This window comes from Anoxybacteroides voinovskiense (assembly GCF_014196205.1).
Classification (GTDB): Bacteria; Bacillota; Bacilli; order Bacillales; family Anoxybacillaceae; genus Anoxybacteroides; species Anoxybacteroides voinovskiense.
In genome coordinates, this window is record NZ_JACIDE010000024.1 from 18,199 (window position 1) to 45,162 (window position 26,964).

The window sequence follows — 26,964 nt, forward strand, 5'->3', positions numbered from 1 at the left end:
TAAGAAAATATAAAAAGAATTTTACGGAAAGGGTTTTGTCAATGAAAGTAGCAAAATTTGGGGGGAGTTCGGTCGCTAGTGCGGAACAGTTCCGCAAAGTGGCGTACATTGTTCAGTCAGATGTGGAACGGCGTATCATCGTCGTATCTGCGCCAGGGAAGCGGTACAAAACGGATACGAAAGTAACCGATCTATTAATCCAGCTCGGGGAAGCTGCCATCCATGGAGAGCCAGTCGAACCGTTCATCGAAACAGTGGTGGGAAGGTATGTCGATATCGCGGATGGATTGGAATTGTCTGCCGCTGATTTCATCGAGCAGATGGCAACAGACTTGCGGAAAAAAATCGAAACGTATCGCCATGACCAATCTCGGTTAATGGATGCGTTAAAGGCGAGCGGGGAAGACAATAATGCGAAATTAATGGCGCTTTATTTGCGCCATATCGGGCTTGATGCGCATTATGTCAGCCCGAAGGAAGCGGGCATTCTCGTGACGGACGAACCAGGCAACGCGCAAATGTTGCCAGAGTCATACGAAAAGCTGCGCGAGCTAAAACATCGTTCCGGCGTGCTTGTCATTCCAGGCTTTTTCGGCTATTCGCTCAACGGGCATATTGTGACGTTTCCGCGCGGCGGCTCGGATATTACGGGTTCGATTGTCGCTGCTGGCGTCGGGGCGGACGTGTACGAAAACTTTACGGATGTCGATTCGATTTATTGCGTCAATCCGTCCATTGTAGACAACCCACGCCAATTAAAAGAAATTACATATCGGGAAATGCGGGAGCTGTCGTATTCTGGCTTTTCTGTGTTTCATGATGAAGCGCTTGAACCGGTGTATAAAGCGCGCATTCCTGTTTGTGTGAAAAATACGAACAACCCAGAAGCACCTGGGACATGGATTGTCGCCCAGCGCGACCATCGCGACCAGCCGGTAGCGGGGATTGCGAGCGACACGGGCTTTTGCAGCATTAACGTCAGCAAATATTTAATGAACCGCGAAATCGGCTTTGGCCGCAAGCTATTGCACATTTTAGAAGATGAAGGGATTTCGTACGAACATACCCCGTCCGGGATTGACAACATGTCCGTCATTTTGCGGGCAAACCAGCTCGAAGGGGAAAAAGAGCGGCGCATCGTCGACCGCATTCAGACGGAATTGCAAGTGGACGATATTCAAATTGAATACGGGCTTGCGCTCATTATGGTCGTCGGCGAAGGGATGGAACGCGCTGTGGGGGTTGCTGCGAAAGCAACGGCCGCCTTTGCGAAAGCAAACATTAACATCGAAATGATTAACCAAGGCTCGTCCGAAGTAAGCATGATGTTTGGGGTGAAAGAAGAAGTCGTCGACCAAGCAGTAAAAGCGCTATATGACGCCTATTTTTCGAAACAGCCACTCTCTTAAAAAGGGAGTGGCTTTCTATACAGGAACAAGGCTCTGTCTAGCTTCAAGCGCCATAAGGTGTTTCCTCCTCGAACCTATGCGATCTTCGCTGATAGAAAGGCGCTTTACACATTCCTTACATAATGAGGAAGAAAAATGAAAATACTACCATTGTCTAAAGGACAATGGAGGGATGCTGATGAGAAAGTGGATAGTTTCCGTTAGTTTGTTACTTGTTTTCTGTCATTCGTACCACGTGAGAGCAGCGGTTCGCATGGCGGACATAGAGCCGTATGTTCGCGAGGTTGGCTGGACGGAAATGGATTTGCAGCGCTATTTGCTGCAGTATCATCGGACGCTTGCCGATTTTGCGACGAAAGAAGAGCTGAAGCGATGGCTCGGTCCGCCGGTGACAGAAGCTGGCGTGGAGCGGTTATTGCAGCGCTATCAGTTGACGGAAGAACAATTGGAGGCGCTGCTTGGTCAGTTTGGTGAAACAATACAAGATTATACATGGATGAACGATTTAGATACGGCCGTCCGCTTTTATTTGCGCACGTATGAACACATGCAGCGCGTGCATGATGCGCTTTCGTCGTTGGAATTTACAGAAGACGAGGCGAAGCGGCTGTTTGACCATGTGCGGGCGCTTCCGGCGAACGGCAAACGCGAGTTGCAAGCGCAAGCAACGCGGTTAACAGACGGGAAGAACGACCTAGAAGTGCTTGCCGACGTATGGCAACAGCTGTTGCGTACGCTTCAGCTAAAAGCGGATATGTACATCGTGGCGACCGGACAGATGAAACCGGTGTCTGCTCGTGAACTGCTGGAACGAAACGCGCGTGACGAAGACGTATGGATTGCGTTGTCGGACGAAGAAGGGATGCGGATTATGGACTTGCAGCTGCCAAAGCGCACGAATGTCGTCGATGCGATGATTGAAACGGAAAAAGAGCTACTTACGGCAGGGCAGCTAGCGTATGACATGAAAGGAACTCTATATGGGCAAAAAATGGCAAATACCGCCTCGCCGTACGTTGCGAATATGGTATGGGGAGTGGTCTTGTTATTCATCGGATTATTTCTTTTTCGGAAAAAGAAGGTGGTGCGATGAAACGGACTTTCGCTTGTTTGTTTAGCGCGGCTGGGATTTGGTTGATGAGTTGGAACGGGTATTCGTATTGGCAAGGGGTTCATGCTACTGTCTCGTCGACGGTAACAGCGTCAGGAACAGTGCTTGGCACGCTCACAATCCCAAAACTTTCGCTTGTTTTGCCGATATATGAAGGAACAACGGAAAAAGAATTAAAAAAAGGGGTCGGACATGAGCCAAATAGCGCTATGCCAGGAGAAACGGGGAATGTTGTACTTTCTGGCCATCGCGATACAGTGTTTCGCAAGCTTGGGAAAGTCGAGGTAGGGGATGAACTTGTTGTCGAAACAGCAGCTGGTCGGTTTCGATATGTGGTAAAAAAGGTGCGGATCGTCTCGGAAAACGACCGCACCGTTCTTGTCGATAAGCCGCGCCCGACGTTGACGGTGACGACTTGTTATCCGTTTCAGTTTATCGGCGATGCCAAGCAGCGGTATGTGCTCGTGGCGTATTTAACGTCCGTTCACCATTGATTCTTTCATCCCGCGCCGTTCGTGGAGCTGGTGTTTAAATTCTTTTAATAGCGCTTCGCCTTGCAACCCTTGTTCAACAAGTCCGGCTAACACCGTTTCCGCCCAATCCGTTTTGTTGCGGACGATGTGCCCGTCCATTAATACGCTTGCTCGGTCGTTCATTGGGGTAATCGAACGAACGGAAGCGATGACGTTGGCAGGATCGTTGTTAATATTGGAAATGACGACTTGCAGGCGAAATTCCGCATGTTCATTTTGCAGTTTGGCGAATAGTGGTTCGTATTGTTTATCGATATATGTTTCAATAAGCCAGCGGTTTTTATCGTCTTCTTTATTAATAATGAGCCCATCGATCAGCGGTATGTCTTCTTCTATTTCATCGCGGACGACTTGGAGCCCGACAAGCTTGAACGTTTTCATTGTACCACCTCGTCAACGTTGTCTTACTCCTCATTATACCATATCGATGTTGGAAAAAGAAAAGCGGGGGATAGACAAACTTTGCGAAAAAAAGTGGTGATTCGTGCGAAAATTGAATTTTCTCGCGAATTTTGCTTCTTTTTGTCGGTTTTTGCGTACAAAAAGAACGAAAATCAATCAGAAAATTGAAAAATAGAGATTTTACGGATTTTTTTCCATCGTTTATGATAAAAACGAGAAAGAAAACGAAAGGGGGAATGGAATGATTAATCAAGTCGTGCTTGTCGGGCGTTTAACGAAAGACCCAGAACTTCGCTATACGGCCGATGGCGCAGCCGTTGTGAACGTGACGCTTGCCGTGAGCCGCAACTTCCGCAATGCGGAGGGGGTCGTCGATACCGATTTTGTCCATTGCACGCTTTGGCGGAAAGTGGCGGAAAATACCGCGCACTATTGCCGAAAAGGGTCGATTATCGGTGTAACGGGCCGCATTCAGACAAGAAGCTACGAAAATCAAGATGGGAAGCGGGTACATGTGACCGAAGTCGTCGCGGAGTCGGTTCGATTTATGGGTGGAAAAACGACGGCGTGGGTTGCGCAAGAGTAAGTCCTTTCTTTCGTAGGGAGCTGTCTAGCTCCAAGCGCCATCGGTTCAAGGCGCTTCCTCCTCGGTGGGGCTTTGTGCGATCTTCACCGATAGGCAGTACTTTGCACTTTTCTTATTCTTTCCCCAACTATTCCCCAAGAGAGAGTCGTATCCTCCATCGTCCCCACGATTGCCAGCCCCTAGCGGCTGGTGTTTTTTATCGCGCGGGCCAAACGCCCGCGCACAATCGCCATCGCTTTTCGGTGATGTCTAGCTACGAACTAACATCCTCCTCCGCTTCTGCTTTCGCCGTCGACGTGCACGCACGTCTCGTCGAAAGCGTGCGCTTCCGTCGGATGTTTCCTTGGCTGCTCCAGGACCGTTCTTCGCTTTTCTTGATTGTCTAGCTCTGGCTCCTAGCTGCTCGGGGGGTCAAATCACCTTCCCCCCTCGAGGTGGCGAGCACCTCTCTGGGGGAGTTCGTCCCATCGCTTTTCTATTCCACCAAGCGCATGAATTCTTTCATAACAGCGATGACAGCGGATTCAATATGTTTTCGTTTTTTGGCAGGAAGCTGAGCAAGCGAGTGGAGCGCTTGTTCCATGTCGGGATGTTGCTTTAAGTAGTCGATAATATCAAGCATCGTTTCGTCGACTTTGTCTGTGGCATACAGGCGGTTTACTTCGCGCAGCAGTTGTTGTTTCGATGGTCGTCTGCCGATTAAAAAATCGATGCTCACATCGTATAAGTCGCTCAATTTTTCCAACGATTGCAAATCTGGAAGCGTCTCGCCTGTTTCCCATTTGCTAATTTGTGAGCGCGACATATTTAATCGCTGCGCCACGTCTTCTTGCGTCCAGTTTTGTTGTTTCCGCAAATATTTCAGATGGTCGGCTAGTTTTGTCATTTTGTTCACCACAACTTTACGAATTCCACCGTACATTAAACATATAAGATGAAGCCAACCATCTACGTTCGATTTCAGAACAAACGATTATTTGTCAAAAACAAGAACGAAAAGCGCGATTCGACAACTTTTTTATCCACCGTTAAATTGTTAAAATGTAAAAAAATGATAAATATTTACGAATGGGAGAGGATGAAAGTGAATATTTATCTTGCCGATTTAGTCATTCGCCAACAAAAAGGAAGAGGCCGTCGCTGTACATATCACATCTTTATTAAAGAAATGAAACACCCGATTTCGCTTCGGCTCGCCACGATTACGCGCGCGAATTTTACTGATTCGCTTCACTTTTTGCGGCGAAAAGAAGAAACCGTTGTGGTGATGGAAGGGGATGTGCGATTTCGCCAAATTGCCTGCCATGCGAACGCCCAGCTTTATTTTTTGTTTAAATCGGTCAACCAGCGATATATGTTCGTGTTAAAGCTCGACTTAGAAAAACGTACGGTTACGATCACTTCCCACGAATGGAGCGACCGTCAACAACAGTACGTCCCTCTTCGCACGAATGCGCTTCTCATGATTGAACGTCAGCTCATCTATGACATCCTCCAGTCGCTTTCCATTTGCAAGAATGAACGAGTGTCCTATCTTTTTACATCACCTGTGCGCAAAAAATAAAAGGGATATCAACGATACCCCTATTGTCGTAAATGTTGTTTTGCAGCTAGCTTTTTTGCCATTTGTTCGCATAATTTTTCCCAAAGCGTTTTATTTTCCGTTTCTTTTTGCTTTTTCGTTCGCTTCGTTTGTTTTGCCATCGTTGTTACGCTCCTTTATGGGCGAGTGCTGGCAGGGCAAGCAACTCGCGCAATTCTTCGTTCGACAGCTCGGTAATCCACGCTTCGCTTTGGATGATTTCTTCATTGAGCGATTGTTTGCGCTCAATCATTTCATCGATTTTTTCTTCGAGCGTCCCGACGGTAATTAGTTTATGCACGTGCACAAACTTACTTTGTCCAATGCGGTAGGCGCGGTCGGTCGCTTGATTTTCCACCGCCGGATTCCACCAGCGGTCAAAGTGGATGACGTGATTGGCAGCGGTTAAATTAAGCCCTGTACCGCCTGCTTTGAGCGATAAAATAAAGATGCGGAACGCTCCGGTTTGAAATTGCTCGATCATTCGGTCGCGCTCTGCTTTCGGGACGCTTCCGTTTAAGAACGAAACAGGCTCACCAAGTTGTTCGGTCAATAGCTGTTGCATCATTTCGCCCATGTGGATGTATTGCGTAAAAATTAAACAGCTTTCGCCTGCTTCGCGAATTTGCCGGACGAGTTCAAGTAACTTTTCGAGCTTATACGACCGTTCGAGCACGTTGTCTGGCGTTTGCTCTTTCAAATAAAGCGCCGGATGGTTGCAGAGCTGTTTTAAGCGGTTCAACATTTGCAAAATCAAGCCGCGTCGCTCGAACGGGTCGGCTTGTTCGATGCGCTCGAGCGTCTTTTGAACAAGCTCTTCATAGAGCGAGGCCTGTTCGGCGGTGAGCGGACAATATTCTTTTTGCTCGAGCTTGTCTGGCAAATCAAGGGCGATTGCTTCATCCGTTTTTGTCCGCCGCAATAAAAACGGGCGAATCAGTTTTTGCAAAACAGCGACTTTTTTCGCGTCGCGCTCTTTTTCAATCGGTGTGGCAAACCGGCGCTGAAATTGCGTCATGCTTCCTAAATAGCCTGGATTGAGAAAATGGAAAATGCTCCAAAGTTCGCTCAATCGGTTTTCCATCGGCGTACCGGAGAGAGCAATTTTATGCCCGCCTTTTAGCTTGCGGATGGCCCGCGCTTGTTTCGTATGGGCGTTTTTAATGTTTTGCGCTTCGTCTAAGCAAATGACATCCCATTCGACCATCGTTAGCTCCTCGGCATCTAAATGGGCTAGGCTATAGGAGGTGAGCACAAGGTCGGCTTCTTTCGCTGCTTGTAAAAACGCCTCCCCTTTGGCGCGAGTTTGCCCGTGATGGATATAAAGCCGCAAAGACGGCGCAAAGCGGGCGCATTCTTTTTGCCAGTTGCCAAGGACGCTTGTCGGGCAAATCAAAAGGGCTGGTTTAGTTGGTTGTTCATGGTCGCGAACGTATGTGAAATATGCAAGCATTTGCACCGTTTTGCCAAGTCCCATATCGTCCGCAAGACAGGCGCCGAGGCGGAAGCGGCGCAAAAACAAGAGCCAATCGACGCCGCGCTGCTGGTACGGGCGCAGCTGCCCGTGGAACGAGGCAGGAATTGGCACGGACGGAATGTGGTCGATGTTCGTCAACTGGCGCACAAGCGTTTCAAAGCTACGGTTTAATTCGATGGTAACATCGTTCCACATTTCTTCGTCATCGCCTTCGATCGGTTCGTTTTGTAAAAAGGCTTGCTGCAAGACGTCGCGAATCGGCAGCCCTTCTTCTTTTGCTTTTTTCATTAATGTTTGCATCCGTTGAATGAACGCCGGGTCAAGCTGAATCCATTGTCCGCGAACGCGCAGTAAGCGGCGTTTTTGCTCGACAAGCGCCGCAAACTCTTCTTCGCTTAGCTCAACGCCATTCGTAGCGATTTTCCAATCAAAATTCACAAGCGCCTCAAGCCCGAGCAGCGAAGCTCCTGTTTTTGGTGTCGATTTGACCCGCGCTTTTAACGTCATTCTCGCTTGTTTGACCGTTTCCCACCAAGACGGCAACAAAATGCGCACGCCTGCTTCCATCAATTGCTCGCTTGCTTCCGATAAAAAGCGCCACGCTTGTTCGTCGGTCAATTCCTGTAACAGCATGTCTTCTTCGCCGCGCAGCCACGGAACGACTGCCATCGAGCGCTGCTGGGCGCGCAACACCGCTTGTTCATACGCTTGCCATGGTTCAGGGATATCGTCTTGTTGCCAAACGTACGTTTCGTTTTCATCATTGGCAATCAGTACCGTTTCTAGCGTCCACCGATCCCCTTCTTCCGGTTCGACTAAATGAAGGGCGACCGTGAACGGCGGCGCTTCTTTTATCCAACCAATGTCATATAGCCAATCATCTTCGTAAGTGAGCCAATACGGAATGTCGGTTGCCACCAGCGGATACGTGCGCGTAATCGCTTCCCACGTTTCGTTTAGTTCGCTGTCGCGGGAGATCCAGTCTTGAATGGCGAGCGACCGCCATTTTTTAAGGAACGGGTCTTCGTCCGTTTCGTCTTTTTGCTTCCAGCCAAACGCCCCGTTTTTCCAAGCGGAGAAGTCTGGCATGATGCGGCGTTCGCGAATGTCGGAAAGAATCGTGTTTGCCCATTGCTGAAAGAGGGAAGCGGATTCGTCCCATTCGATGCCCATGAACGAATTGCCAGACGATGCGAAAAACGTGACCGCTTCCCATGGCGAGAGCACGACCCCTATATGATTGTCGATCGTTCGTTCCACTAGAAACGTCCCGTAAAAGCTTTCTTCATGCCAAAGAAACGCCCCCGTTTTCCATTCGTAAAGCGGGGCATCGCCATAAACAAAGAACGCTTGCTCTCGGTCAAGCCACCGGCACATAAGCGTATACGTACTAATCATGAAGCAACTTTCCTTTCTGTAATTCTTCTTGAAACGCGCGAAGCCGTTTCGTTTCCTCACATAGCCGGTCGCGGTAGTCGCGCCATGTGCCGTATCGGCCGAGGGCGCGGTAAGCGGCGCGAATCTTTTTTAAATAGCGAACCGCTTCTTTATAGCTTGCGCGGTTTTTGGCTCGGATCCGTTCATCGACAGCACGATGGTACAGCGGCAAGAGAAGCGAACGATCGCGTTTTTCAATCATCGATAAAAATGGACGATGAATCGTTTCGATGTCAATGCCGGCGATTATATGCAGCTCGACCCATTGTTTATATTGCTCGTTTTCTAGCAAATAAAAGCTATAAGCGGAGGCGCTGTATGGCAAGAGCGCTTGCAGCAGGCGCTCATACCATGTGCTGTCGTTCGTTTCATTCGTGTATCGGCTAGCAACTGCCAACAGCTTGTGAGCGACATCGCCGCGAAAACCGAGCGGTGCCTCTAACAATAGCTCTCTCGTGACGATGACTTCCCACCATAGCGCCATGCGCGTCCAATGCTTGCGGTTAGCGAGTTCGTTTAGCCAAAAAAGTACGTGCGAGATTAGCGGGGCACGCACGTTTTCTACTAACGGCGGAATGTCGCAATCTTTTTCATGCAAAAGCGCAAGTTGAATAAGCGCAAGCCGCTGGGCATCGGCGAGCGGTTCATGGGCGCGCAATTCGTTCGTTTCTTGCGCCAGCCATTGTTCGCCAAAGAGCGTGCGCCAGACGAGTCCGTAGACGCGAATGCACCACTCTAAATAAAGATTTGCAGAACAAACCATTTTTTGCACGTATTGGCGGCATTCGTCAAGAAGCGACTCATTCGTAACCGGCTTTCTCTCTAAAAGTGCACATTTTTGCTGGATGACGTTCACAAAATCCGCGATCGCAGAATCCCAAAATGTCCGTTGATACGTAGAACGCTGAAACGGTTCGCTATATTCGATGAGGCGTTCAAACGTAAACAGCGCCGCGTGTAAGTGATATAGCCATTTTTCTCCGTCTTGATAAGGCACTTTCTCGATAAGCGACGGAAAAAAACGGTAGCACAAATAATGGGCGAACCAATAATCCGACGGCCGATGCCGTTGTAAAAAGTAATGGAACGACTGTTCAAATTGTTTCTCCCAGGCATCGATGGAAGCAGCAGGTACAGCTTGCTCCTGGACGATAGTTGTTCGTTTTGGCGCTGCTTCTTGCCGTTTTGTATTCCATTGGCGGACAAGGTCGCCGACTTGTCCGACGTTGGCGTATAAATAAAAAAAGAGTGCGAACAAGTGTGGACAAAAATAAGTGCTCGAGCATTGGCACTTGCTTTGCGACAGCTGAAAAAGGTCAAGCACCGGCTTGTACACACTTCGGTCGAGCACGTTTGCTTGCACGACATCTTGTTCAATTAATTCAGCGTTATACACAAACCCTTCCCGATACAATTTTAAGCCTCTTTTCATCGCAGTTTCATATAACGGGAAGGAAAGTTCTTGCTGGATTTGCCGAGCAGCTTGATCTAAAACGGCTTTGGATAAGCTCGTTTGCAGCAACGTTCTTCCTCCTTTGGTCATTTCTTTTCTATCATTCTCGTCACTTTGCCGAATACTTATACAAAATTATAACAAAAGTCGTGTTCATTGAAAAAGAAAGTTTCGTTATACTAAATGAGAGGAGGGAAAGCGATGGAGAGGAAAACGAAACAACTCATCTTCGCATCGGTTGTTGTGTCGGCGCTTTGGTTGGCACCAACCCCTAGCCAAGCGGCGGAATGGAAACTTGGCATGAGCCATCCGCAAATTAAAGAAGTGCAAACGTTATTAAAAGCAAAAGGCTTTTTTACATACTCAACTGCCACCGGCTATTTCGGGACGATGACGGAGACGGCGGTGAAAAAATTTCAAGCGTCTGTCCGCTTGCCGGTGACGGGCGTCGTTGATGCGAAAACGTACGCGGCATTAAAAGCGGCGGCTGCGAACCAAAAAACAAGCACGAACCCTTCTGCTAAAACGAAACCGGATACAGTCGCAACGGAATGGAAGGTTGGGGCGTCTGGCGAAGCGGTGAAGACGCTGCAAGAGCGTCTCAAAGCGCTCGGCTATTTTACCTATTCGCAAGTGACCGGTTATTTTGGACAAGCTACCGCCGAGGCGGTGAAAAAGTTTCAAAAAGACGTAGGGCTTGCGCCGACAGGCATTGCCGACCGTCTAACGATTGCGAAGCTCGAGGAAGCGCTGGCGAAAAAGACGAAGCCTGCCATCTTGTTAACGATTGGTGCAAGCGGCGAGCAAGTAAAAGCGGTGCAAACGAAACTGAAAGCGCTCGGGCATTTTACGTATCCAGAAGTGACTGGCTATTTTGGACAAGCGACGGCTGAGGCGGTGAAAAAATTTCAAGCGAGCGTCCAATTGCCAGCGACGGGCATCGTGGACGATGACACCTACACGCGCCTTTTGCAAGCGCCAAAAACGTTCGACCCGATGGAGCTTGTTGCCGACGCCGCACCGCTATTAGGAAAGCCGTACGTATGGGGCGGGCAAACGCCAGACGGCTTTGACTGCAGCGGATTAATCGTCTATTTATTCCAAAAACAAGGGATTACACTGCCGCGTACGGTTGTAGCGATGTGGACCGCTGGCGTAAGTGTCGATGCACCAACGGTTGGGGACGTTGTCTTTTTCCAAACGGAAGGCGATACGGTGTCCCATGCCGGCATTTATATCGGCAACAACCAATTTCTCCATAGCGGCAGCTCGACCGGCGTGACGATTAGTGCGTTCAACAGCCCGTACTGGAGCGCCCGTTACGTCGGGGCGAAGCGGTATTGGTAGTGCAAGCAGGCGCTCTATTGGGGGAGCGCCTTCGTTTTTCTAGGCGATAGTGGGGTGATTTGCAAATGCGCTTTTAGCTGATTCGACACCAACTGCCGCTCTTTTTCTCGAATGATGACGTAAAAGACGCCGTTTATTTTCGTGCTTGTTCCTGCTAGGTGCAGCTTTTCGACGTTTGTGTGCGCTTGTTTATAATGCGTATAAATCGCTTTCATTTGTTCGAGCGTCAAATTCGTTTTCACGTGCCGTGCGATGGCGCGAAGTACGTCATCGTAAGCCATCACCGCTGTCGCCCCTTTTTGCATGACCGCTTCCACGATTTGCTTTTGCCGATCTTCCCTTCCAAATCCACCGCGCGGGTCGTTATACCGCATGCGCGCATATTTTAGCGCTTTTGCCCCGTTTAACGTAATGCGCCCTTTCGGAAACGTCGTCTTGTCGTACGTAAACGCAAACGGATTATCGACCGTAATGCCGCCAACCGCATCGACAATGTCGCGAAACCCGTTCATATTGACTTTCACGTAATAGTCAATCGGAATATCAAGAAACTGTTCGACGGTCGCTACTGTCATCCCAACGCCGCCAAACGCATACGAATGGTTGATTTTATCGAGTTTTCCTTTGCCGACAATCATGGTGCGCGTATCGCGCGGAATGCTCACCATTTTCACCGACGGCTGATTCGGATTGACGGTCACGACCATCAGCGAATCGGCACGCCCGCGGTCGCCTTTTCGCTCATCGACGCCGATGAACAAAAACGAAATCGGCGGCAAGCGCTTTAACTCCACTGGCGCTAGTCGCTTCATCGGCGCTGGGCGCTTGACCGGTTCATGAATTTGTTGGGCGGTTTTTGTAAGCTCACGGTAAAGAGACTGACGATACAGATAGAAACTGCCGATACTAACGATCAACACAAGAATAAAAACGCCAATCCACTGTCTTTTTTTCCGCACATGCCGCACGCTCCTTTTTCTCTAGCATGCGACTCCCTTCTACAAATGATTCTTTAGAGAAATGAAAATGTTTTCCAACTGCCAAAAAAGGGGGCAATCGTGTAAGATAGAGTTAGGAAATGAACGGAGAGGAGAAACGTGATGAAAATTGCCGTAGCAGGAACGGGATACGTCGGGCTTGTGACAGGTACATGCTTGGCGGAAATGGGACAGACGGTCGTTTGTTTTGATGTGCAAAAAGAAAAAATAGTGGCATTGCAGCAAGGGCGATCCCCTATTTACGAGCAAGGGCTTGAACCATTAATCCAAAAGAACATGAACGCTGGGCGATTGTCGTTTACCGCGGACGAAAAAGAAGCTTACGGAGAAGCGGATATCGTCTTTCTTGCCGTCGGTACGCCGGAAAAAGAAGATGGCTCCGCAGATTTAACGTATATGGAAGCCGCTGTTTTTTCGATTGCGAGAACTATGACAAAAGATATCGTGCTTGTGACGAAAAGCACGGTGCCAGTAGGAACAAACGAGCGCATTCGCGCGCTGATGGAACGGTGGAAGCCGCCGTTTTTGCGGACAAGCGTCATTTCCAATCCGGAATTTTTGCGAGAAGGGTCAGCGGTTCATGACTGGTTTTACGGCGACCGCATTGTCATCGGCGCAAGCGAAGCGGACAAAGAGGCGGCAGAATTGCTTTCTCGTCTATATGAACCGCTTGGCATTCCGATCGTTCGAACGGATTTAGCGAGCGCGGAAATGATTAAATACGCTTCCAATGCCTTTTTAGCGACGAAAATCAGTTTTATTAATGAAATTGCCAACATTTGCGAAAAAGTAGGGGCGACGATTGACGATGTCGCTTACGGAATCGGGCTGGACAAACGAATCGGTTCGCACTTTTTGCAGGCGGGCATCGGCTATGGCGGTTCTTGTTTTCCGAAAGATACGAAAGCGCTCGTGCAAATCGCAGGCAACGTACAGCACAAATTTGAACTGCTTGAAGCGGTCATTCAAGTCAATAACCGCCAGCAAGCATTATTAGTAGAAAAAGCGAAGCAGCACATGTCGTTGCGCGGCAAAAACGTCGCATTGCTTGGGCTAGCGTTTAAGCCGAACACGGACGATGTGCGCGAGGCGGCGTCGCTTGTCATCGCAAACCGACTCTTGGCGGAAGGAGCGCATGTCGTCGCCTATGACCCGATTGCGACCGATAACGCCAAAAATCACTTGCCTTCTACTATTCGGTACGCTTCATCCGTGACGGAAGCGATTCGCGGGGCGGATGCGGCGTTCATCGTCACCGAATGGGACGTCATTAAACAAACACCGCTTTCTGTCTTTCGCGAAAAAATGCGTACCCCTATTATTTTCGACGGCCGCAACTGCTATTCGCTAGACGAAGCAAAACAAGCGAATGTGACATACGTCTCCATCGGGCGTGCTGAAGTCGTGGCGGAGGGGTGTGAAGTAAAAAAAGGAAAATATTAATGAAAAAACTATTTCCTGTTTTCGTTTGTCCGCTTACAATAAATGTATGATTTTATTTTTGGGGGTCAAACTAATGAAAAAATGGATGGCAAGTTTTATCATGGCGTTCGCTGTTGCGCTTAGTGTGTTTGGTTATAGCCACACCGCCGAAGCGAAAGTGCTGTGGGGCAATTTGGAGTTAAAAAAAGGGACGATTGGGAAGGTTGTTGTCGTGAAAAACACAACGCTTTACCAGTGGAAGCAAAATAACATGCAAGCAGTTCGCGCATTGAAAAAGGGGCAGCAATACCGCGTCTATAGCACGAAAACGGTAAAAGGTGCGTTCTTTTACGGCGTCGGCAACGGCTTGTACGTGCAAAAAAATGCGAACGTCCAGTACGTGGCGCTTTCGTCGCAGCAATTTACAACGTTAGTCAAGCAAGCGTTAAAAGGGGAGTATACGCTCGTAAGCGGGCAAGAGAAGGTGTCGTTTGTCATTGAAAAGCAAGACGGGAACGAGCTGACAGGCTGGTATTTTTATGACGAAAAAGATCCATTGCCTCTCGAAGGAACGGTCGATGGGAACGTTGTGACATTACGGGCGTATTTCGATGACCGGTATGGACAAATTTTAAACTCAGTGTCGTACTTGCAGCAATACAACGTGCCGCAGACGGAAATCGAAGAAGTAGCGAAACAGCTGATGAACAACGACGATTATTACATGCAGTTTCAATTTACGATTCAAAACGATCCAGAGCAGTTTGCTGGGCAGTTTCGTTTGCCGGATTTATTTATCGACGACCGGTATGATGTGACTGGAGTCGTGCTGAGCGATCCGTTTTCTGTGCAAGTGAAAAAGCTAGATTAAAAGACACGAGGTTCGCGTTGGCGGGCCTTTTCTTTTAGTGAGAAAAAAGCGAGGATATTTTTTTTGCAAAAAAAGTTCTCGATGTGCAAACGGAGGCATATAGATGTAAGGTGTGCATCGTTTTGTCATCGTTTTGTAATGAATTTGTAACCGTTTCGATAAGAGAATTGACGAAAAAATTTGGATTTAAGACTAGAAATTACGAGAAAAATGTATTATTATAGTAAACGTGGAGCGATGGGGAACAAACATCAAGATATAGCAACAGACGCACCATTTACTTCTATTGCCTAGTGATAGGTTAATAGGAATGTTTTGACCCCGTTAAACCTTTTAGGCAATGATTTTACTAATCTTTGTTTAGTACTCATTGCTCTAAAGTTTAGATAAAGAAGGGAGACGTACTACTCTATGGACAAAAAGAAAGCTATTAAACTAGCAACAGCAAGTGCAGTTGCTGCAAGTGCGTTCGTCGCTGCAAATCCGAACGCTTCTGAAGCGGCTACTAACGTTGCTTCTGTTGTAAGCCAAGCAAAAGCGCAATTTAAAAACGCTTACTACGCTTACAGCCAAGTAACAAGCACTGGTCAATTTGCGGACATTAACAAAGTTTATGCAGAGTACAACAAAGCGAAAAAAGCATACGCTGATGCAGTAGCATTAGTGAAAAAAGCAGGCGGCGCAAATAAAGACGCATTGCTTGCGGACTTAGATGCTACATACAACGAGTACGTAGCAAAACGCGTTGTCACTTACCTTGACGCATACAACTATGCAGTGAAATTGGATGCAATGCGCAAAGACTTGCAAGCTGCGGTTGATGCGAAAGATCTTGCAAAAGCAGAAGATCTTTACAACAAAATTTCTTACGAGTTGAAAAAACGTACAGTCATTTTAGACCGCGTATATGGCCAAACAACTCGCGACTTGCTTCGCTCTCAATTTAAAGCAGCTGCACAACAACTTCGCGACAGCTTAATGTATGACATCACTGTTTCTGTGAAGTTGAAAGCTGCTGAAGAAGCAACAAACAAAGGCGACCTAGCTGCAGCAGACGCAGCATTAAAAGCAGCGCAAGACGCATTAGCGAAAGCAACTGCGTTCAAAACAGAACTAACTACAAAACAAGCAACTGTACAAGCTGCTTACGAGGCGAAAGTAACGCCGAAAGTTGAGAGTGTAAGTGCGATTAACGTTAATAAAATTAAAGTAACATTCAGCAAAGCAATTGACACTACAAAAGCTAAATTCGAAGTTAAACGCGGTACAGTTACTGAGGATGTAAAAGTAACTTGGAACGAAGCTAAAACTGAAGCTGTACTTGAAAAAACAGCTGGTAACTTCACGCCTGCTGATTACACTGTAACTGTTTCAGGTGTAGACGGTCTTCAGAATGCTACTAACACTGTAACAGTACAAGCTGAAGAAATTAAACAAATCGTAATCAACACTACTCAGCTTCAAAAATCAGCTACAGCTCCGATTGCTGTTGACTTTATCAACCAATATGGTGAAAAAGCAACAATTTCAGCAACTGATAGCAAATTATTGATTACGGCTTACGACAAAACAAAAGGTGTTTCTCTTTCTCCTGTAGCAGGTAAATTCCAATTAAATGCTAGTGGGGCAGACCTTAAAGACGAAGTTGTTGTAACTGTTATGTACAATGGCGTAACAGCAACTAAGACATTAACGGTTGTAAACCCTGCTACAGTTGGTTCTGTAACTTTAGGTCAAGCAGTATTACCAACTGGAAAAACGATGTTTACTCCATCTGGTACAAAAGATGTTGAGTTAACATATACTGCTAAGAATACATTAGATGAAAATTACACATTAACTGCTTCTGATGTATCTAACGGTGCAGTACAATTCTTATCTTCTGACTCTAGCATCTTAAATCCAAGCGACATTTCAATTGACGCTAACGGAAAAATTAAGATTGCTAAGTTCGGTAAAGCTGGTACGGTTACATTAACAGCGTTCACACCAGCTACAGGTGCGGTATCTAAAACAACTATCGAGGTTAAAGAAGATGCAGGTGCACCATACTCTGTAACATTAGGTAAATCAACAGCTTCATTTGCTGCTGGTTCTACTAACCCAATCTATGTTGATTTATCTGTATTTGATAAATACGGAACAAAAATCGACGCAAAAGACTTAAAAGCTTCTGATTATACATTTACTTCTGATAACAAGACTGTGGTTGATTCTAGCAACATTTCTATTGAAACAACTGCCGGAAGCAACTATGGTAAGTTAAAAATTGTTCCTGTTGCTGGGGCAACTAAAGGAAGCAGTGCATTAATTACTGTAACAGTTAACGGTACAGGTCAAAAAGCTACATTAACATTAAGCGCAAGCGATGCTGCTGTTCCAACAGCTATTGATACCAAAGCAAATACTACTGTAGCTACTAACATGGTTGTTGGCGGTACACAAACATTAAGCTTTGATGTGAAAGACCAATATGGTACTGTTGTAGGTGCAACATCTGGTTATACTGTTGAGTATTCTACAAGCGATTCAAGCGTTGTTGCAATTAACGGTGCAGAAACTGGAGATGCTTTAGACTCTGCTAATGTTAGCATTACTGCTGTTAAAGCTGGTTCTGCAACAGTTAAGGCTACATTAAAGAAAAATGGTGTAGCAATTGCAGAAAAAGCATATACAATTAATGTACTTGCTAACGATTCTACGAAAGTAACTTACAGCATTCCAACTATCGCGCCAGTTTATAAAGGTCAACTTAACACTGCATTAGCTGGTGGTGTGACTATTACTGGTGCAATCGATACAGATGCTGAAAAAGCAGCTGCTGTTGCTTCTGGATATGCTGAAGAAGTTGTTATCAACGCAACAGACGCTTCTGGTAATGTTGCTCAAGTGCCTGCATCCGCTGTTGTAAGCGTAAGCTTAACTCAACCTAAAAAGGCTGATGGAACAGCAACTACAGGCGCACTTGACTACTTCCAATACAATGGTAAATATTATGTGTACACTAAAACTTTATTCGTTCCTGCTGATTTCCAAAACGGTAACAGCACAGCTGACTTAAAAGGTAAAATCAGCTTTACAATCAATGCTGATGATGCTGTAAAAGTAGTTTCTCAAGACATTACAGTATCTAAAGATGATGCAGTAGCTCAGTCAGTTGCATTCAAGGATAAAGCTTGGAACGATGCAAGTGCTAAAGATGCAGTTGACGTAACTGAGCTTACACTTGATAAAGCTGCAGATTATGCTACTGCTGGCGGCAAAAAAGTATTCGTTTGGGCTAAAGACCAATTCGGTGGATACACAGCTGCGGCTGAAACATTAACACTTGCAAATGTTGATGGTGTAAACAATATTAGTGATGATACTGTAACAATTGCTTCAAACGGTGCAATTGCTATTGCAGATGCAAGTAATAATACAACATTCACTAAGAACAATGCTAAATTCCGTTTGATTGCTCAAGCAGGTTCTCAAACTGACTTTGTAACATTCACAGTTGCTGATGGCGTACTTCCAACAGCTGCTGCGACTGGTGCAGTTTCTGTAAATCAAGCTACAGCTGGAACTTACGCAGCTAATGATACAATTACAATCAAATTCAGTGAAAAAGTAAAAGTATCTAACCTTGTGGGTACTAATGGTGTACCTCAAAATATTTCTATTGCACAAGGTACAGCATCAAATACCCCAAACCTAGATGCTTCTACTATCGCAGCAACAGATGCTGACAACAACGGTTATGCAACAACTTTTGTAATTACACTTAAAGGTTCTTCTTTAAGTGTTGCGAAAGATAATAAACTTGTTGTAACTGCTAATAAAGTTGAAGATGTAGCTGGCAATACTGCATCTGCTAATGTTGAATTCGTATTACCTTAATTGCACAACTAAAGTTTAAATCATATAGAAAAGCTCTGCGGAGAGAAAGCTCTGCGGGGCTTTTCTTTTTGCCCAAATCTGTATCGAGCTTGATTTCAAATATATATTATGATTTTGAACCTACAGTCATAAAGCCTCAATTCCTTTCGGGGAATTGGGGCTATTTTTGTTTTAGGAGGGAAAGGGATGAGCAAGTATCAAACCATCAACCACCAGCAGCTAGAGTTGCTAGAAAGGGAGGTGCCTGCCAAGCAGCCAGCGAAGCGCGTCAATATTGTAAGCCTGAAGCTCGTTCGTGAGTCTAGCGTGCTGTACAAGGAGCGCCAAATCAAGTCTCCGGAAGATGCGTACAGGCTGCTGAAGCCGTTTCTTGTGGAAGCTGACCGCGAGAAGTTTGTCGTTGTCTGCCTTGACACGAAAAATCAGCCGACAGCCATTCACGTTTGCCATGTCGGGAGTTTGAATGCAAGCATCGTTCATCCACGCGAGGTGTTCAAGTCGGCGATTTTGGCAAATGCGGCGTCGGTGTTAGTCGCGCACAATCATCCATCGACCGACCCGACACCGTCAAGAGAAGACATTGAGGTGACAAGAAGGCTCGTCGAGGCAGGGAGAATTGTCGGGATTGAGTTGTTGGATCATGTCGTTGTTGGTGGGGAACGGTTTGTGTCGTTGAAAGAAAAAGGGTACGTGTGAGGGGGAAGAATCATGCTCGAATGGTTTATAGAGAAAATGAAACGTGAGTTTGGCGTGGAAGTGAAAATGGAGGAAGCCGGGTACGAATCGTATGCGTTTGACCATGAGGAGATCGATGACTTACTCATTCCTGCCGAACATGTGGCGAAATTGCCAAATCCGCTCTTATTAGAGGCGTTCATGTATGTGGATGCAGAAGGGATTGAGTGGATTGCTGGTGTGGTCGTTGCGGAAGAAACGAGAGAGAGGTTGTACGAAGTGTGGATCAAAGACGGAAAGCGAATCGGTTATACGATATATGTGTGAAACTGGCAATATGACGGTGAAAGGAAAGGGGAAGAGAAAATGGCAAAGTACCATCGCATCCTCATTAACGGAGAGCCGTACTACCGAGAATACAGGTATGGGTCAGATAGCTATGGGGAGATGCTTAGCGAAGAAGAACTTGTTCACATGTTGTTGGAGGAGGTGGTGGACGAAGAGATTGACATGAACGAAAGGGAGATTGAATCCGCTTTGCGCCGAATTCCAGATTATCAAGATCGCCACATCCTGCAAAACTACATCCGCTATTTAGAGCGAGTCCATCGGGAATAAAATGAACTCCCGACATTTCTGTTGCCAAACTCCCGACAAAACAAAACATGTTCCAACGATCGCTGGTACGTTCGATGTGTGCCAAGACATCTCCAGCATTTTCGCGCCAAACAACTCATGACATTATGATATAACTGTCGGGAGTCGGGAGGGAAAGGAGGTGAAAAAGACATGTGGGAAAAAGTTGTTGCGACCATTGTGGTGACGGTTGCCACCGAAGCGATGAAACAATGGATGAACGAAGGACAATAAAAAGGAGGAATGACCGATGAAAGTATTTCCGTGTTCTTGCCTATGCAAGCAATCGTGCCCTTTATGTACGGGGAAAACCATCATTGACATCATCAAACGATGACACTATGGATGAATGAGGTGTCCATCGTTTTTTCTGTTTTAGGGGGGATTTTGTGCAAGATTTACTCCATGCATTTAAGCAGTGGCTCATTGAAGAAGGGAAATCGCCGAAAACGATGGAGTCGTATGTCGGGGATGTGGCAAAGTTTCAGGCGTATATGGTCGAGAAGGTGGTTGATTCACGTCAGCCGCTTTCTCGTTTTTCTTTCGTTCGTTATAAGCAACATTTAATCGACAACGGCTATGCGGTGGCGACGATCAACAAAAAAATCAACAGCTTAAAAGTGTACAATGACTTCCTGCAAAAGAAGGGAATCGTAAGCGACAGTTTCATTCAACTGAAACGCGATCGCATCTCGATTGCCGCTGGAAGTGAACATGTCGTGACGGCATTGTCGGAACAACAAGTCGAAAAGCTGTTGTTTTATGTCGAGGATCAGACAAAAGTAAGCCAACGGAATAAACTGATTGCTTACTTATTGCTTTATACAGGCGTGCGCGTGTCGGAGTTGGTGAACATTAAACGAGCCGACATTGATGCTTTAGCCCGTACGCTCACCGTTCGCGGCAAAGGCGGGAAAGTGCGCGAGATCACGTTGCGGCAAGATGTGCTTCACGTCATGAAACAATACGAACAAGGCGAACGAGCGAACTCACGTTTTGTCGACAGCGACTATTTGCTTGTGAGCCAGCGAGCGCCAAAGATGCATCGCGATGCGGTCAGGGAGTGGCTAGCGAACGTTTCAAAGGAACTCGGATTTCACTTGCATCCGCATTTGTTTCGCCATACGTTTTGCACGCGCTTGTTGAAAAAAGGAGTCGATTTAACAACGGTCAGTAAATTAGCAGGGCATAGTACAGTGAACATGACCGCAAGGTTTTACATTCAAACGACAAGACAGGAAAAGATGGATGCTGTTCAGCTATTGTAGGAAGGGGAAATGGAACGATGAAAGTCATTCAATGTGTCAATGACATCGAGGCATTAAAAGCATACAGGCGGGCACCACAGCCGCTCATTCAAGCGATCGAGCAGGATTTCATCGATCTTTACGAAGCAAGTGGAAAAGAAACATCGCTGCTTGCTTTCTTCTTGCCATACGACCAAGCGCTCATTTTACTAGAAAAAGAGGATGACGTCATGGCGCAGGTAGATGACCCATTTACGTTGGAATATGTCGAAAGACATCATCATGGAGACATGGCATTTTACCGCATCGCGAAACGATGGGGGCATGAGTTTCAGCTATTTTATACGCTCGTTGGCATACATGATGAATCGACGGAACAATGGCTGTTGGAACAAGCCGATTGGAACGAAGGAAGAGGGGATTTTTATGTTTGAACGATACAAGCCTCGTTATATGACACGTGCGGTCGCGGACACATTAAGTGAAGAACATCTACAGTTCATCCTTCGGTATGTGGATGAAAGGAATGAGCAAATGACGGATTATTTACAAATATTCGAGTTTTACGTGGAAAATAACGAACAATGGCTCGTTCAACGGCAAGAACAGCCAGAGCGAGAAACGCCGGTGTTTGTGCCGCTGGAAAAAGCCCTTCCCATCGAACAGACGGTGTGGGTGATGGATCAACAAGACCATGTCATCGTCTTATTTCCGAGTTGTTATTGATTAATATTAGCGAATAAAGAATGATACGTTCTTGGAAATGTGGGATGAGGTCAAAGCAGAAAGAAGCATTTGACCTCATTTTTTTTTGCCGCTTATTTTGCCGATTATTCGGTTTCGTTTTTATGATGACGGACTAATTCGTCCAGAAAGGAAGAAATATCAGGAATGACCCCTTTTTCCTTGAGCGCTTTTAAGTAAGCGATCGTTTCTGGCAACAAATGTGCTGTAAATTTGACACGTTGTTCTTTATACGTCGTTCCTGCTTCTTTTTTTGGTCGCCCTCTGTTGTCTTTATACCCTTTTTTCTTCAATTCCTCCTTTGCCATCTCTATGCGCCGCTCGAGCGACTGCATTTTGTAAGCGATTCGCTTCTTTTCGAATGCATCACTTTCCGTTTCGAATGCTTTCTTTAACGCTTTCCATTCGGACAAAAACTCTTTTTGTTTTTCCAACAAGTGTTCGATTTGTTTCTTTTGCTTTTTCTCATATTGTTCCAAGTCGAACGCTCGCTTGCGTGGGTTGGTTGGTCTCAATTTAATCATTCCTTTCGCGATGTCTTAATTTATTGTTTTCATTTTTTGGTCGACTGGAAAATCCAAAATGTGCCTCATTTTGTGCATGGACAGAAACATTCGCATCGCATGTTTTTTCGGTCGACCGAAAATGGGAAGCAGGAGGGGAAAGAACGATGGGAGTCATGGACATTTGTCGTTTGTGGATTCAAGAGAAAGACGAATCAAAAGATGCATCAAGCCATCGTTTTTTTGCCCACAAGAGAAACAACTAGGCAAAGAAGGAGGAGGTGTTGCTTTTTTGCATGTTCAACTGCAGGAAAGAGCGAAAGGACGATGAATGGATGGCTTGGTTGCCGTTTTGTTTTTTCTTTTTTTGTTGATAAAGACACCTAACATAACATTAATGTGTTTACGTTTACGTCTACGTACACGAAAACGGCGACATGGACGTTTTTGTGCACCTGTACGCAAACGTCGCGCATGACCATTTCATTTTAGCAGGGAAAGGAGCATACACGTATGGAACATGACATTGGTTATGACGGAACGAGAGGAAAACGAAGCCATCATCATTTGAAGCGAACGAGGGAGGACGATTGGAACACGCTTGAATTCGGGGACGATGAGGAATATGAGTTGGAATATGACGAAGAAGAGGTGGAATGGGACGAAGGAGAAGAAGCAACCGAGCATGAATCTTTCACGCAAGCAAGCAGCAAATTCAGCACAACGAACGATCAAGCATTCGTCTTGAATGGGAAGCCGCTGATGTTGAAAGAAGCAACAAAGAAAGCCACTTTTGCGGAAACACACGTGCGAGTGACGACATACTTAGAAAAAAACATTTATCAAATCATCCAAATGCTGAGAACACACAACCAGATCGAATCGATTACTAAATTGATCAACGACAGCGTGAAAGAGTATTTGATGAAGAAGTACCAATAGGAAAAGGACGATTCGTCCAGATGCGCCGAGTGACTTCGAAGGGAGAGTCACTCGGTTGCGGTTGTTTTGCGTTTCTTCGTTTTTTTCAATTTGTCTATTTCTTTCAATAGTTTTTTACGACTGTCGACACTTGATGGATAGATGACAAGAAAATTTGAGTTTGTCACGAATCCGATAATATCTTCTGGGTACTTATTTGACAGCAATTTTCCGATCATTGCCTCAGCATTTTCGGATGTCTTAATAAAAATAGGGTGTGCTGGTATCTTACCATAATCTGTAACATGGTGTTTTAAAACAAAAGGAAGCAATGTTTGATTCACTTTCGTGATATGTTGTTTACCAAATACATAAACACCCTGATCACTTTTTATAATATTTAGTTCCTTAAAGTCTTTACTAATTATGCTCTGTGTAACTTTGTCAAACCCTCTCTCTTTTAGTGCTTGGATAATGTCTTTTTGACTCACCATGTTTTCGGATTTAATTATTTCTACAATAGCATTTTGTCTTTTCTTCTTTGTTTCGTTGCTTCTAGGCATGGAAATTCACTCCTTTCAAAAAAATTTTTTTTAATGGGGCGCGTATATAGGTCTTGGATTATTCTATTTCTATCATTATCGTTTGACCGATAGTACGAGCACCCCCTCGCGAGAAGCCTTTTTTCAATTTCATACAAAAAGAATATGAATTGATTTAAAAGGAATATTATCAATTTAGAATGTATATTATACACGTTATTGATGCTATTGACAATACCTTTTTTCGTCATTTAATATAATGGTTGAAAGGAGGGCGATTTTGCTTGGTAGAAATAAGGATAAAAGTGGAAGATTAATAGGCGGAAAACAAATCTAAGGTACTATGAAAACCGAGAAGATGATGATATTTTCCAAAACAAAATGGAGGTGTGAATGATGAAGGTTAATGAACAAATGAAAACAGAAAAAAACGAGAAGGAGGTGATCGAGTTGGAACAAATGCATGACATGGAGGAAGACGACCATGAGTACGAGATGCAAACAGATGATGAGGGAAGCGATCAAGAAATAGCGTGTCAACAAGACGAAAATGAAGATGTGGCTGGAATGGTTGGGCTTGAGGGCTTCAAACCTGCCAATGCTTTACATGAACAACGAGCCCCTAAAACAGGTGCTGGTGCGTTGTCCATTGTGTTTACACCGAGAAATGGGAAACGTTTCGTTATTGCTCGGCATGTGATTGAAAACCTAGGTAATCCAGAAACGGTACAAGTGGCTTATTCAGATCATGCAATAGCGATTGCTGAATACATCGGGGAAGAATTTACGAATTATGTGTTGAAAGCAAGTGGTTCCAAACGGGTCATTTATTCAGCTCATTTAGTGGAGCTATTAATAGAGTGCTGCGAATTGGATTTTAGTAATCGTACAACCATTACCTTTTCAGATGTATCATACCAGACACACAACGGCAAAAAGGTTGCGATTATTTCGATGAAATAATCTAGCATATATAAAAAATGATAGAAATGAATGGAGGAATACGTATGAATTTTACAGGTAATATCCATACAACTACATCGGCAAGTCTCAACCACAATGGAAGAATACGCATGAAGTTGGCATGGGGTGCCAATACACCGACGAATTTTGATTCATCACAATTACATCTTTGTCATGACGTGAAAATTAATGTGTGGAAAGATACCATTCAAACTGATAATTTGGAAGAAATTAATAGATTGTGTAAAAGGATCGAGAGAAAAACTCCGTATGCGTTAACGAAAGTGTCTTTTGAGGAAGATATGCTGGTCATTCAATTACATGGTGTGGAACCATTGAACCCGTCATTAACGTTACAGGAAGTAAGTTCTGCTTGGCATCGTGTGCAACATGCGTGCTTTGAAACTTTTCCTATTCCAGAGACTGAATGGGTAGTTCAAGTTACGACTTCCCTGGAAACTATGTGGGGATTTTTAGATAGAATAGGCAAAAAATCGTTACCAACGAAATTAGCACGTTGGTTTGTACATCAACAAATGGAATATGATAGTTCTCCTATATATCAACCGAAAGGATGGTAACCATGAACAACCAAGTACCAAATGGCAATAACCAAGTACAAAAACAAGCGAAAAAACAAAGCACATCGAACATAAATTATTACGGTAGGGAAAAAGATTGGGTGTTATCGACAAATGGTTTATATCAAAAAATTGAGAATAAGCATGGTGAGAAACAATGGATTCGCATAGCTAATTATACGGAGATACAAAAAATTCGCCAAAATATCGAAACCAAAGACATTACATTAAGTATCAAATACTATTATCACGGTCAATACCACGAAATAGAGATTGCAAGAAGTCAGTTAAACCCAAACGATTTCGTTAAATTAAATGGAAAAGGAATAGATGTATTTCATAATAATGTAAAAAAGGTTATAGAATTCCTACGCATTCAAGAAAAAAAAGCCCCATACGAATATGCCCATTGCGGTATGGGGTGGACACAGATAGATCACCGTTTGTGCTTCAAACATCATCATATCATAGGCTTGGCGGCTTTTCAATCAAATTACGAAGGAGCGTACTGCATTGAACCACGTGGAACGCTGCAGGGGTGGTTAGACATCATTCATTCAGAAGTCATCGGGAACACGCATTTGGAATTAGCATTAGCCTTTGGTTTTTCTGCCCCTGTGGTCGGGTTACTTTCTACACAATCGGGCAATGATGTAGATACCTTGTTAGTTCATGTGTATGGAAACAGTTCGAAAGGCAAGACGACCGCTGCTCAAGTAGCGGTCTCCCCTTTCGGTAAACCGAGCCGACAGGGCAATGGATTGATTAAAAGCTGGAATGCTACACATAACGCCATTGTTGCTTTGCTTCGTGGCAATTATGGCGTACCGATCGCTCTTGATGAAGCGTCGATGAGTACCATAAAAGATTTTTCCCCTTTAATCTATATGTTCGCGGAAAACCGTGAAAAGGAGCGGTTAAACAAAGAAGGGGGATTTCGTGAACAACACACGTGGGCGACGACACTGATCTCAACCGCTGAACATTCGTTGTTTCAAAAAACAAATAAAAACGATGGCTTGCGCATGCGGGCGTTTGAGTTCGGAAACATCACATGGACAAGCTCTGCGGAAAATGCCGACGCGTTGAAAAAAGGACTGAATGAACATTACGGACATGCAGGGATTCATTTTGTGCAATATTTGCTTCAGCTAGGATTGGAACAGGTCATGGAACGGTGCGAGAAGTGGAAGGTACATTGTGAGAACACCTTGCCGAAAAGCGATTTCATTTCGCGGGTGTCGCAAAAGTTTGGGATTCTTCTCGCAACTGCGGAAATGGTGAAGGAAGCGTTTGATCTTCCACTAAACATTGATGGGATGATGCAAGTGTTGTATGAGGTGGAAGAACAAGCAGCAAAGGAACGTGGAATTGGCGAACAAGCATATGAATACATCGTTCATCGCATTTTGCAACATTTGAAATGTTTCCGTATGGATAAGAAGCCATTTGAAGGACACGAGTGTTGGGGGAAAATTTCCTACCCGAAACATGCCCAAAGTAATCAGGTCGAAGTGGCTATTTTCCCTCATAAGTTTAAGCAGTTATTAGAGGAAGGCAGTTTCAGCGATCCGAAAACGGTGTTAGAAGAATGGCGGGAAAAAGGATATTTAAAAGCAGAAAAAGGAAAGTACACGAACCG

26 protein-coding genes are annotated in these 26,964 nt (G+C 45.4%); 19 read left to right on the forward strand and 7 right to left on the reverse strand.

All coding sequences use genetic code 11. The annotated features are described in order from the left end of the window. Positions 1-41 precede the first annotated feature (41 nt). From GGR02_RS13870 to GGR02_RS13880, 3 genes are all read left to right on the forward strand, one after another. On the forward strand, positions 42-1,409 hold the full coding sequence (locus GGR02_RS13870; protein ID WP_183185590.1) for an aspartate kinase: 1,368 nt from the start codon (positions 42-44) through the stop codon (positions 1,407-1,409). A 178-nt stretch (positions 1,410-1,587) separates the two neighbouring features. Next, on the forward strand, positions 1,588-2,502 hold the full coding sequence (locus tag GGR02_RS13875) for a processed acidic surface protein (RefSeq protein WP_183185591.1): 915 nt from the start codon (positions 1,588-1,590) through the stop codon (positions 2,500-2,502). Next, positions 2,499-3,014, forward strand: a complete 516-nt coding sequence (locus tag GGR02_RS13880; RefSeq protein ID WP_183185592.1) for a class D sortase — start codon at positions 2,499-2,501, stop codon at positions 3,012-3,014. Before GGR02_RS13875 ends, GGR02_RS13880 begins: the two co-directional genes overlap by 4 nt. Here the strand turns inward: GGR02_RS13880 and GGR02_RS13885 are convergent. After that, entirely contained in the window at positions 2,994-3,434 is a 441-nt protein-coding gene (locus tag GGR02_RS13885; protein ID WP_183185593.1) for a YwpF-like family protein, read from the reverse strand. The genes GGR02_RS13880 and GGR02_RS13885 overlap by 21 nt on opposite strands. Positions 3,435-3,696: 262 nt before the next feature. Here GGR02_RS13885 and ssb point away from each other — a divergent pair, with 262 nt between their 5' ends. Next, positions 3,697-4,041, forward strand: coding sequence for a single-stranded DNA-binding protein (gene ssb / locus GGR02_RS13890; RefSeq protein WP_183185594.1), 345 nt, complete (start codon positions 3,697-3,699; stop codon positions 4,039-4,041). 475 nt (positions 4,042-4,516) lie between these two features. Here the strand turns inward: ssb and GGR02_RS13895 are convergent, their stop codons facing one another. Beyond that, on the reverse strand, positions 4,517-4,927 hold the full coding sequence (locus tag GGR02_RS13895) for a helix-turn-helix domain-containing protein (protein ID WP_183185595.1): 411 nt from the start codon (positions 4,925-4,927) through the stop codon (positions 4,517-4,519). Positions 4,928-5,119: 192 nt separating this feature from the next. On the opposite strand from GGR02_RS13895, the gene GGR02_RS13900 reads away from it, so the two are divergent. Further along, a complete protein-coding gene (locus tag GGR02_RS13900; protein WP_183185596.1) occupies positions 5,120-5,605 on the forward strand; it encodes a hypothetical protein in 486 nt (161 codons plus the stop codon). A 145-nt stretch (positions 5,606-5,750) separates the two neighbouring features. On the opposite strand, the gene GGR02_RS13905 is transcribed toward GGR02_RS13900, so the two are convergent. Beyond that, a complete protein-coding gene (locus GGR02_RS13905; protein WP_183185597.1) occupies positions 5,751-8,498 on the reverse strand; it encodes a DEAD/DEAH box helicase in 2,748 nt (915 codons plus the stop codon). Then, a complete protein-coding gene (locus tag GGR02_RS13910; protein ID WP_183185598.1) occupies positions 8,491-10,059 on the reverse strand; it encodes a hypothetical protein in 1,569 nt (522 codons plus the stop codon). The genes GGR02_RS13905 and GGR02_RS13910 overlap by 8 nt, the downstream gene beginning before the upstream one ends. 132 nt (positions 10,060-10,191) lie before the next feature. Here GGR02_RS13910 and GGR02_RS13915 point away from each other — a divergent pair, with 132 nt between their 5' ends. After that, positions 10,192-11,337 (forward strand): C40 family peptidase, encoded by a 1,146-nt coding sequence (locus GGR02_RS13915; RefSeq protein ID WP_183185599.1) that lies wholly within the window; start codon positions 10,192-10,194, stop codon positions 11,335-11,337. A gap of 14 nt (positions 11,338-11,351) precedes the next feature. On the opposite strand, the gene GGR02_RS13920 is transcribed toward GGR02_RS13915, so the two are convergent. Then, positions 11,352-12,296 (reverse strand): LCP family glycopolymer transferase, encoded by a 945-nt coding sequence (locus GGR02_RS13920; RefSeq protein ID WP_229706233.1) that lies wholly within the window; start codon positions 12,294-12,296, stop codon positions 11,352-11,354. A 141-nt stretch (positions 12,297-12,437) separates the two neighbouring features. Here GGR02_RS13920 and GGR02_RS13925 point away from each other — a divergent pair, with 141 nt between their 5' ends. From GGR02_RS13925 to GGR02_RS13965, 9 genes are all read left to right on the forward strand, one after another. Continuing rightward, positions 12,438-13,778, forward strand: a complete 1,341-nt coding sequence (locus GGR02_RS13925; protein ID WP_183185601.1) for a UDP-glucose dehydrogenase family protein — start codon at positions 12,438-12,440, stop codon at positions 13,776-13,778. A gap of 73 nt (positions 13,779-13,851) precedes the next feature. Continuing rightward, complete coding sequence (locus tag GGR02_RS13930) at positions 13,852-14,628, forward strand: hypothetical protein (RefSeq protein WP_183185602.1); 777 nt, start codon at positions 13,852-13,854, stop codon at positions 14,626-14,628. Between the two features lie 411 nt (positions 14,629-15,039). After that, positions 15,040-18,510 (forward strand): hypothetical protein, encoded by a 3,471-nt coding sequence (locus GGR02_RS13935; protein ID WP_183185603.1) that lies wholly within the window; start codon positions 15,040-15,042, stop codon positions 18,508-18,510. 186 nt (positions 18,511-18,696) lie between these two features. Continuing rightward, on the forward strand, positions 18,697-19,206 hold the full coding sequence (locus GGR02_RS13940) for a JAB domain-containing protein (RefSeq protein WP_183185604.1): 510 nt from the start codon (positions 18,697-18,699) through the stop codon (positions 19,204-19,206). 12 nt (positions 19,207-19,218) lie between these two features. Continuing rightward, positions 19,219-19,512: a hypothetical protein gene (locus tag GGR02_RS13945; RefSeq protein ID WP_183185605.1), complete on the forward strand. Its 294-nt coding sequence runs from the start codon at positions 19,219-19,221 to the stop codon at positions 19,510-19,512. 39 nt (positions 19,513-19,551) lie between these two features. Further along, on the forward strand, positions 19,552-19,803 hold the full coding sequence (locus GGR02_RS13950) for a hypothetical protein (RefSeq protein ID WP_183185606.1): 252 nt from the start codon (positions 19,552-19,554) through the stop codon (positions 19,801-19,803). Between the two features lie 407 nt (positions 19,804-20,210). Continuing rightward, positions 20,211-21,089, forward strand: coding sequence for a tyrosine-type recombinase/integrase (locus GGR02_RS13955; RefSeq protein WP_183185607.1), 879 nt, complete (start codon positions 20,211-20,213; stop codon positions 21,087-21,089). A 17-nt stretch (positions 21,090-21,106) separates the two neighbouring features. Beyond that, a complete protein-coding gene (locus tag GGR02_RS13960; protein ID WP_183185608.1) occupies positions 21,107-21,502 on the forward strand; it encodes a hypothetical protein in 396 nt (131 codons plus the stop codon). Beyond that, positions 21,495-21,794 (forward strand): DUF960 family protein, encoded by a 300-nt coding sequence (locus GGR02_RS13965; RefSeq protein ID WP_183185609.1) that lies wholly within the window; start codon positions 21,495-21,497, stop codon positions 21,792-21,794. The genes GGR02_RS13960 and GGR02_RS13965 overlap by 8 nt, the downstream gene beginning before the upstream one ends. A gap of 104 nt (positions 21,795-21,898) precedes the next feature. Here the strand turns inward: GGR02_RS13965 and GGR02_RS13970 are convergent, their stop codons facing one another. Next, positions 21,899-22,327, reverse strand: coding sequence for a hypothetical protein (locus GGR02_RS13970; RefSeq protein ID WP_183185610.1), 429 nt, complete (start codon positions 22,325-22,327; stop codon positions 21,899-21,901). 501 nt (positions 22,328-22,828) lie between these two features. Between GGR02_RS13970 and GGR02_RS13975 the strand changes: the two genes are divergently transcribed. Further along, entirely contained in the window at positions 22,829-23,257 is a 429-nt protein-coding gene (locus GGR02_RS13975) for a hypothetical protein (RefSeq protein ID WP_183185611.1), read from the forward strand. Between the two features lie 47 nt (positions 23,258-23,304). On the opposite strand, the gene GGR02_RS13980 is transcribed toward GGR02_RS13975, so the two are convergent. Beyond that, positions 23,305-23,799: an arginine repressor gene (locus GGR02_RS13980; protein ID WP_183185612.1), complete on the reverse strand. Its 495-nt coding sequence runs from the start codon at positions 23,797-23,799 to the stop codon at positions 23,305-23,307. Between the two features lie 375 nt (positions 23,800-24,174). Here GGR02_RS13980 and GGR02_RS13985 point away from each other — a divergent pair, with 375 nt between their 5' ends. The 3 genes from GGR02_RS13985 to GGR02_RS13995 form a co-directional block, all read left to right on the forward strand. Next, entirely contained in the window at positions 24,175-24,741 is a 567-nt protein-coding gene (locus tag GGR02_RS13985; RefSeq protein WP_183185613.1) for a hypothetical protein, read from the forward strand. Between the two features lie 44 nt (positions 24,742-24,785). Then, entirely contained in the window at positions 24,786-25,322 is a 537-nt protein-coding gene (locus tag GGR02_RS13990) for a hypothetical protein (protein WP_183185614.1), read from the forward strand. A 2-nt stretch (positions 25,323-25,324) separates the two neighbouring features. After that, on the forward strand, positions 25,325-26,964 hold a 1,640-nt coding region (locus GGR02_RS13995), incomplete at its 3' end, for a DUF927 domain-containing protein (RefSeq protein ID WP_183185615.1).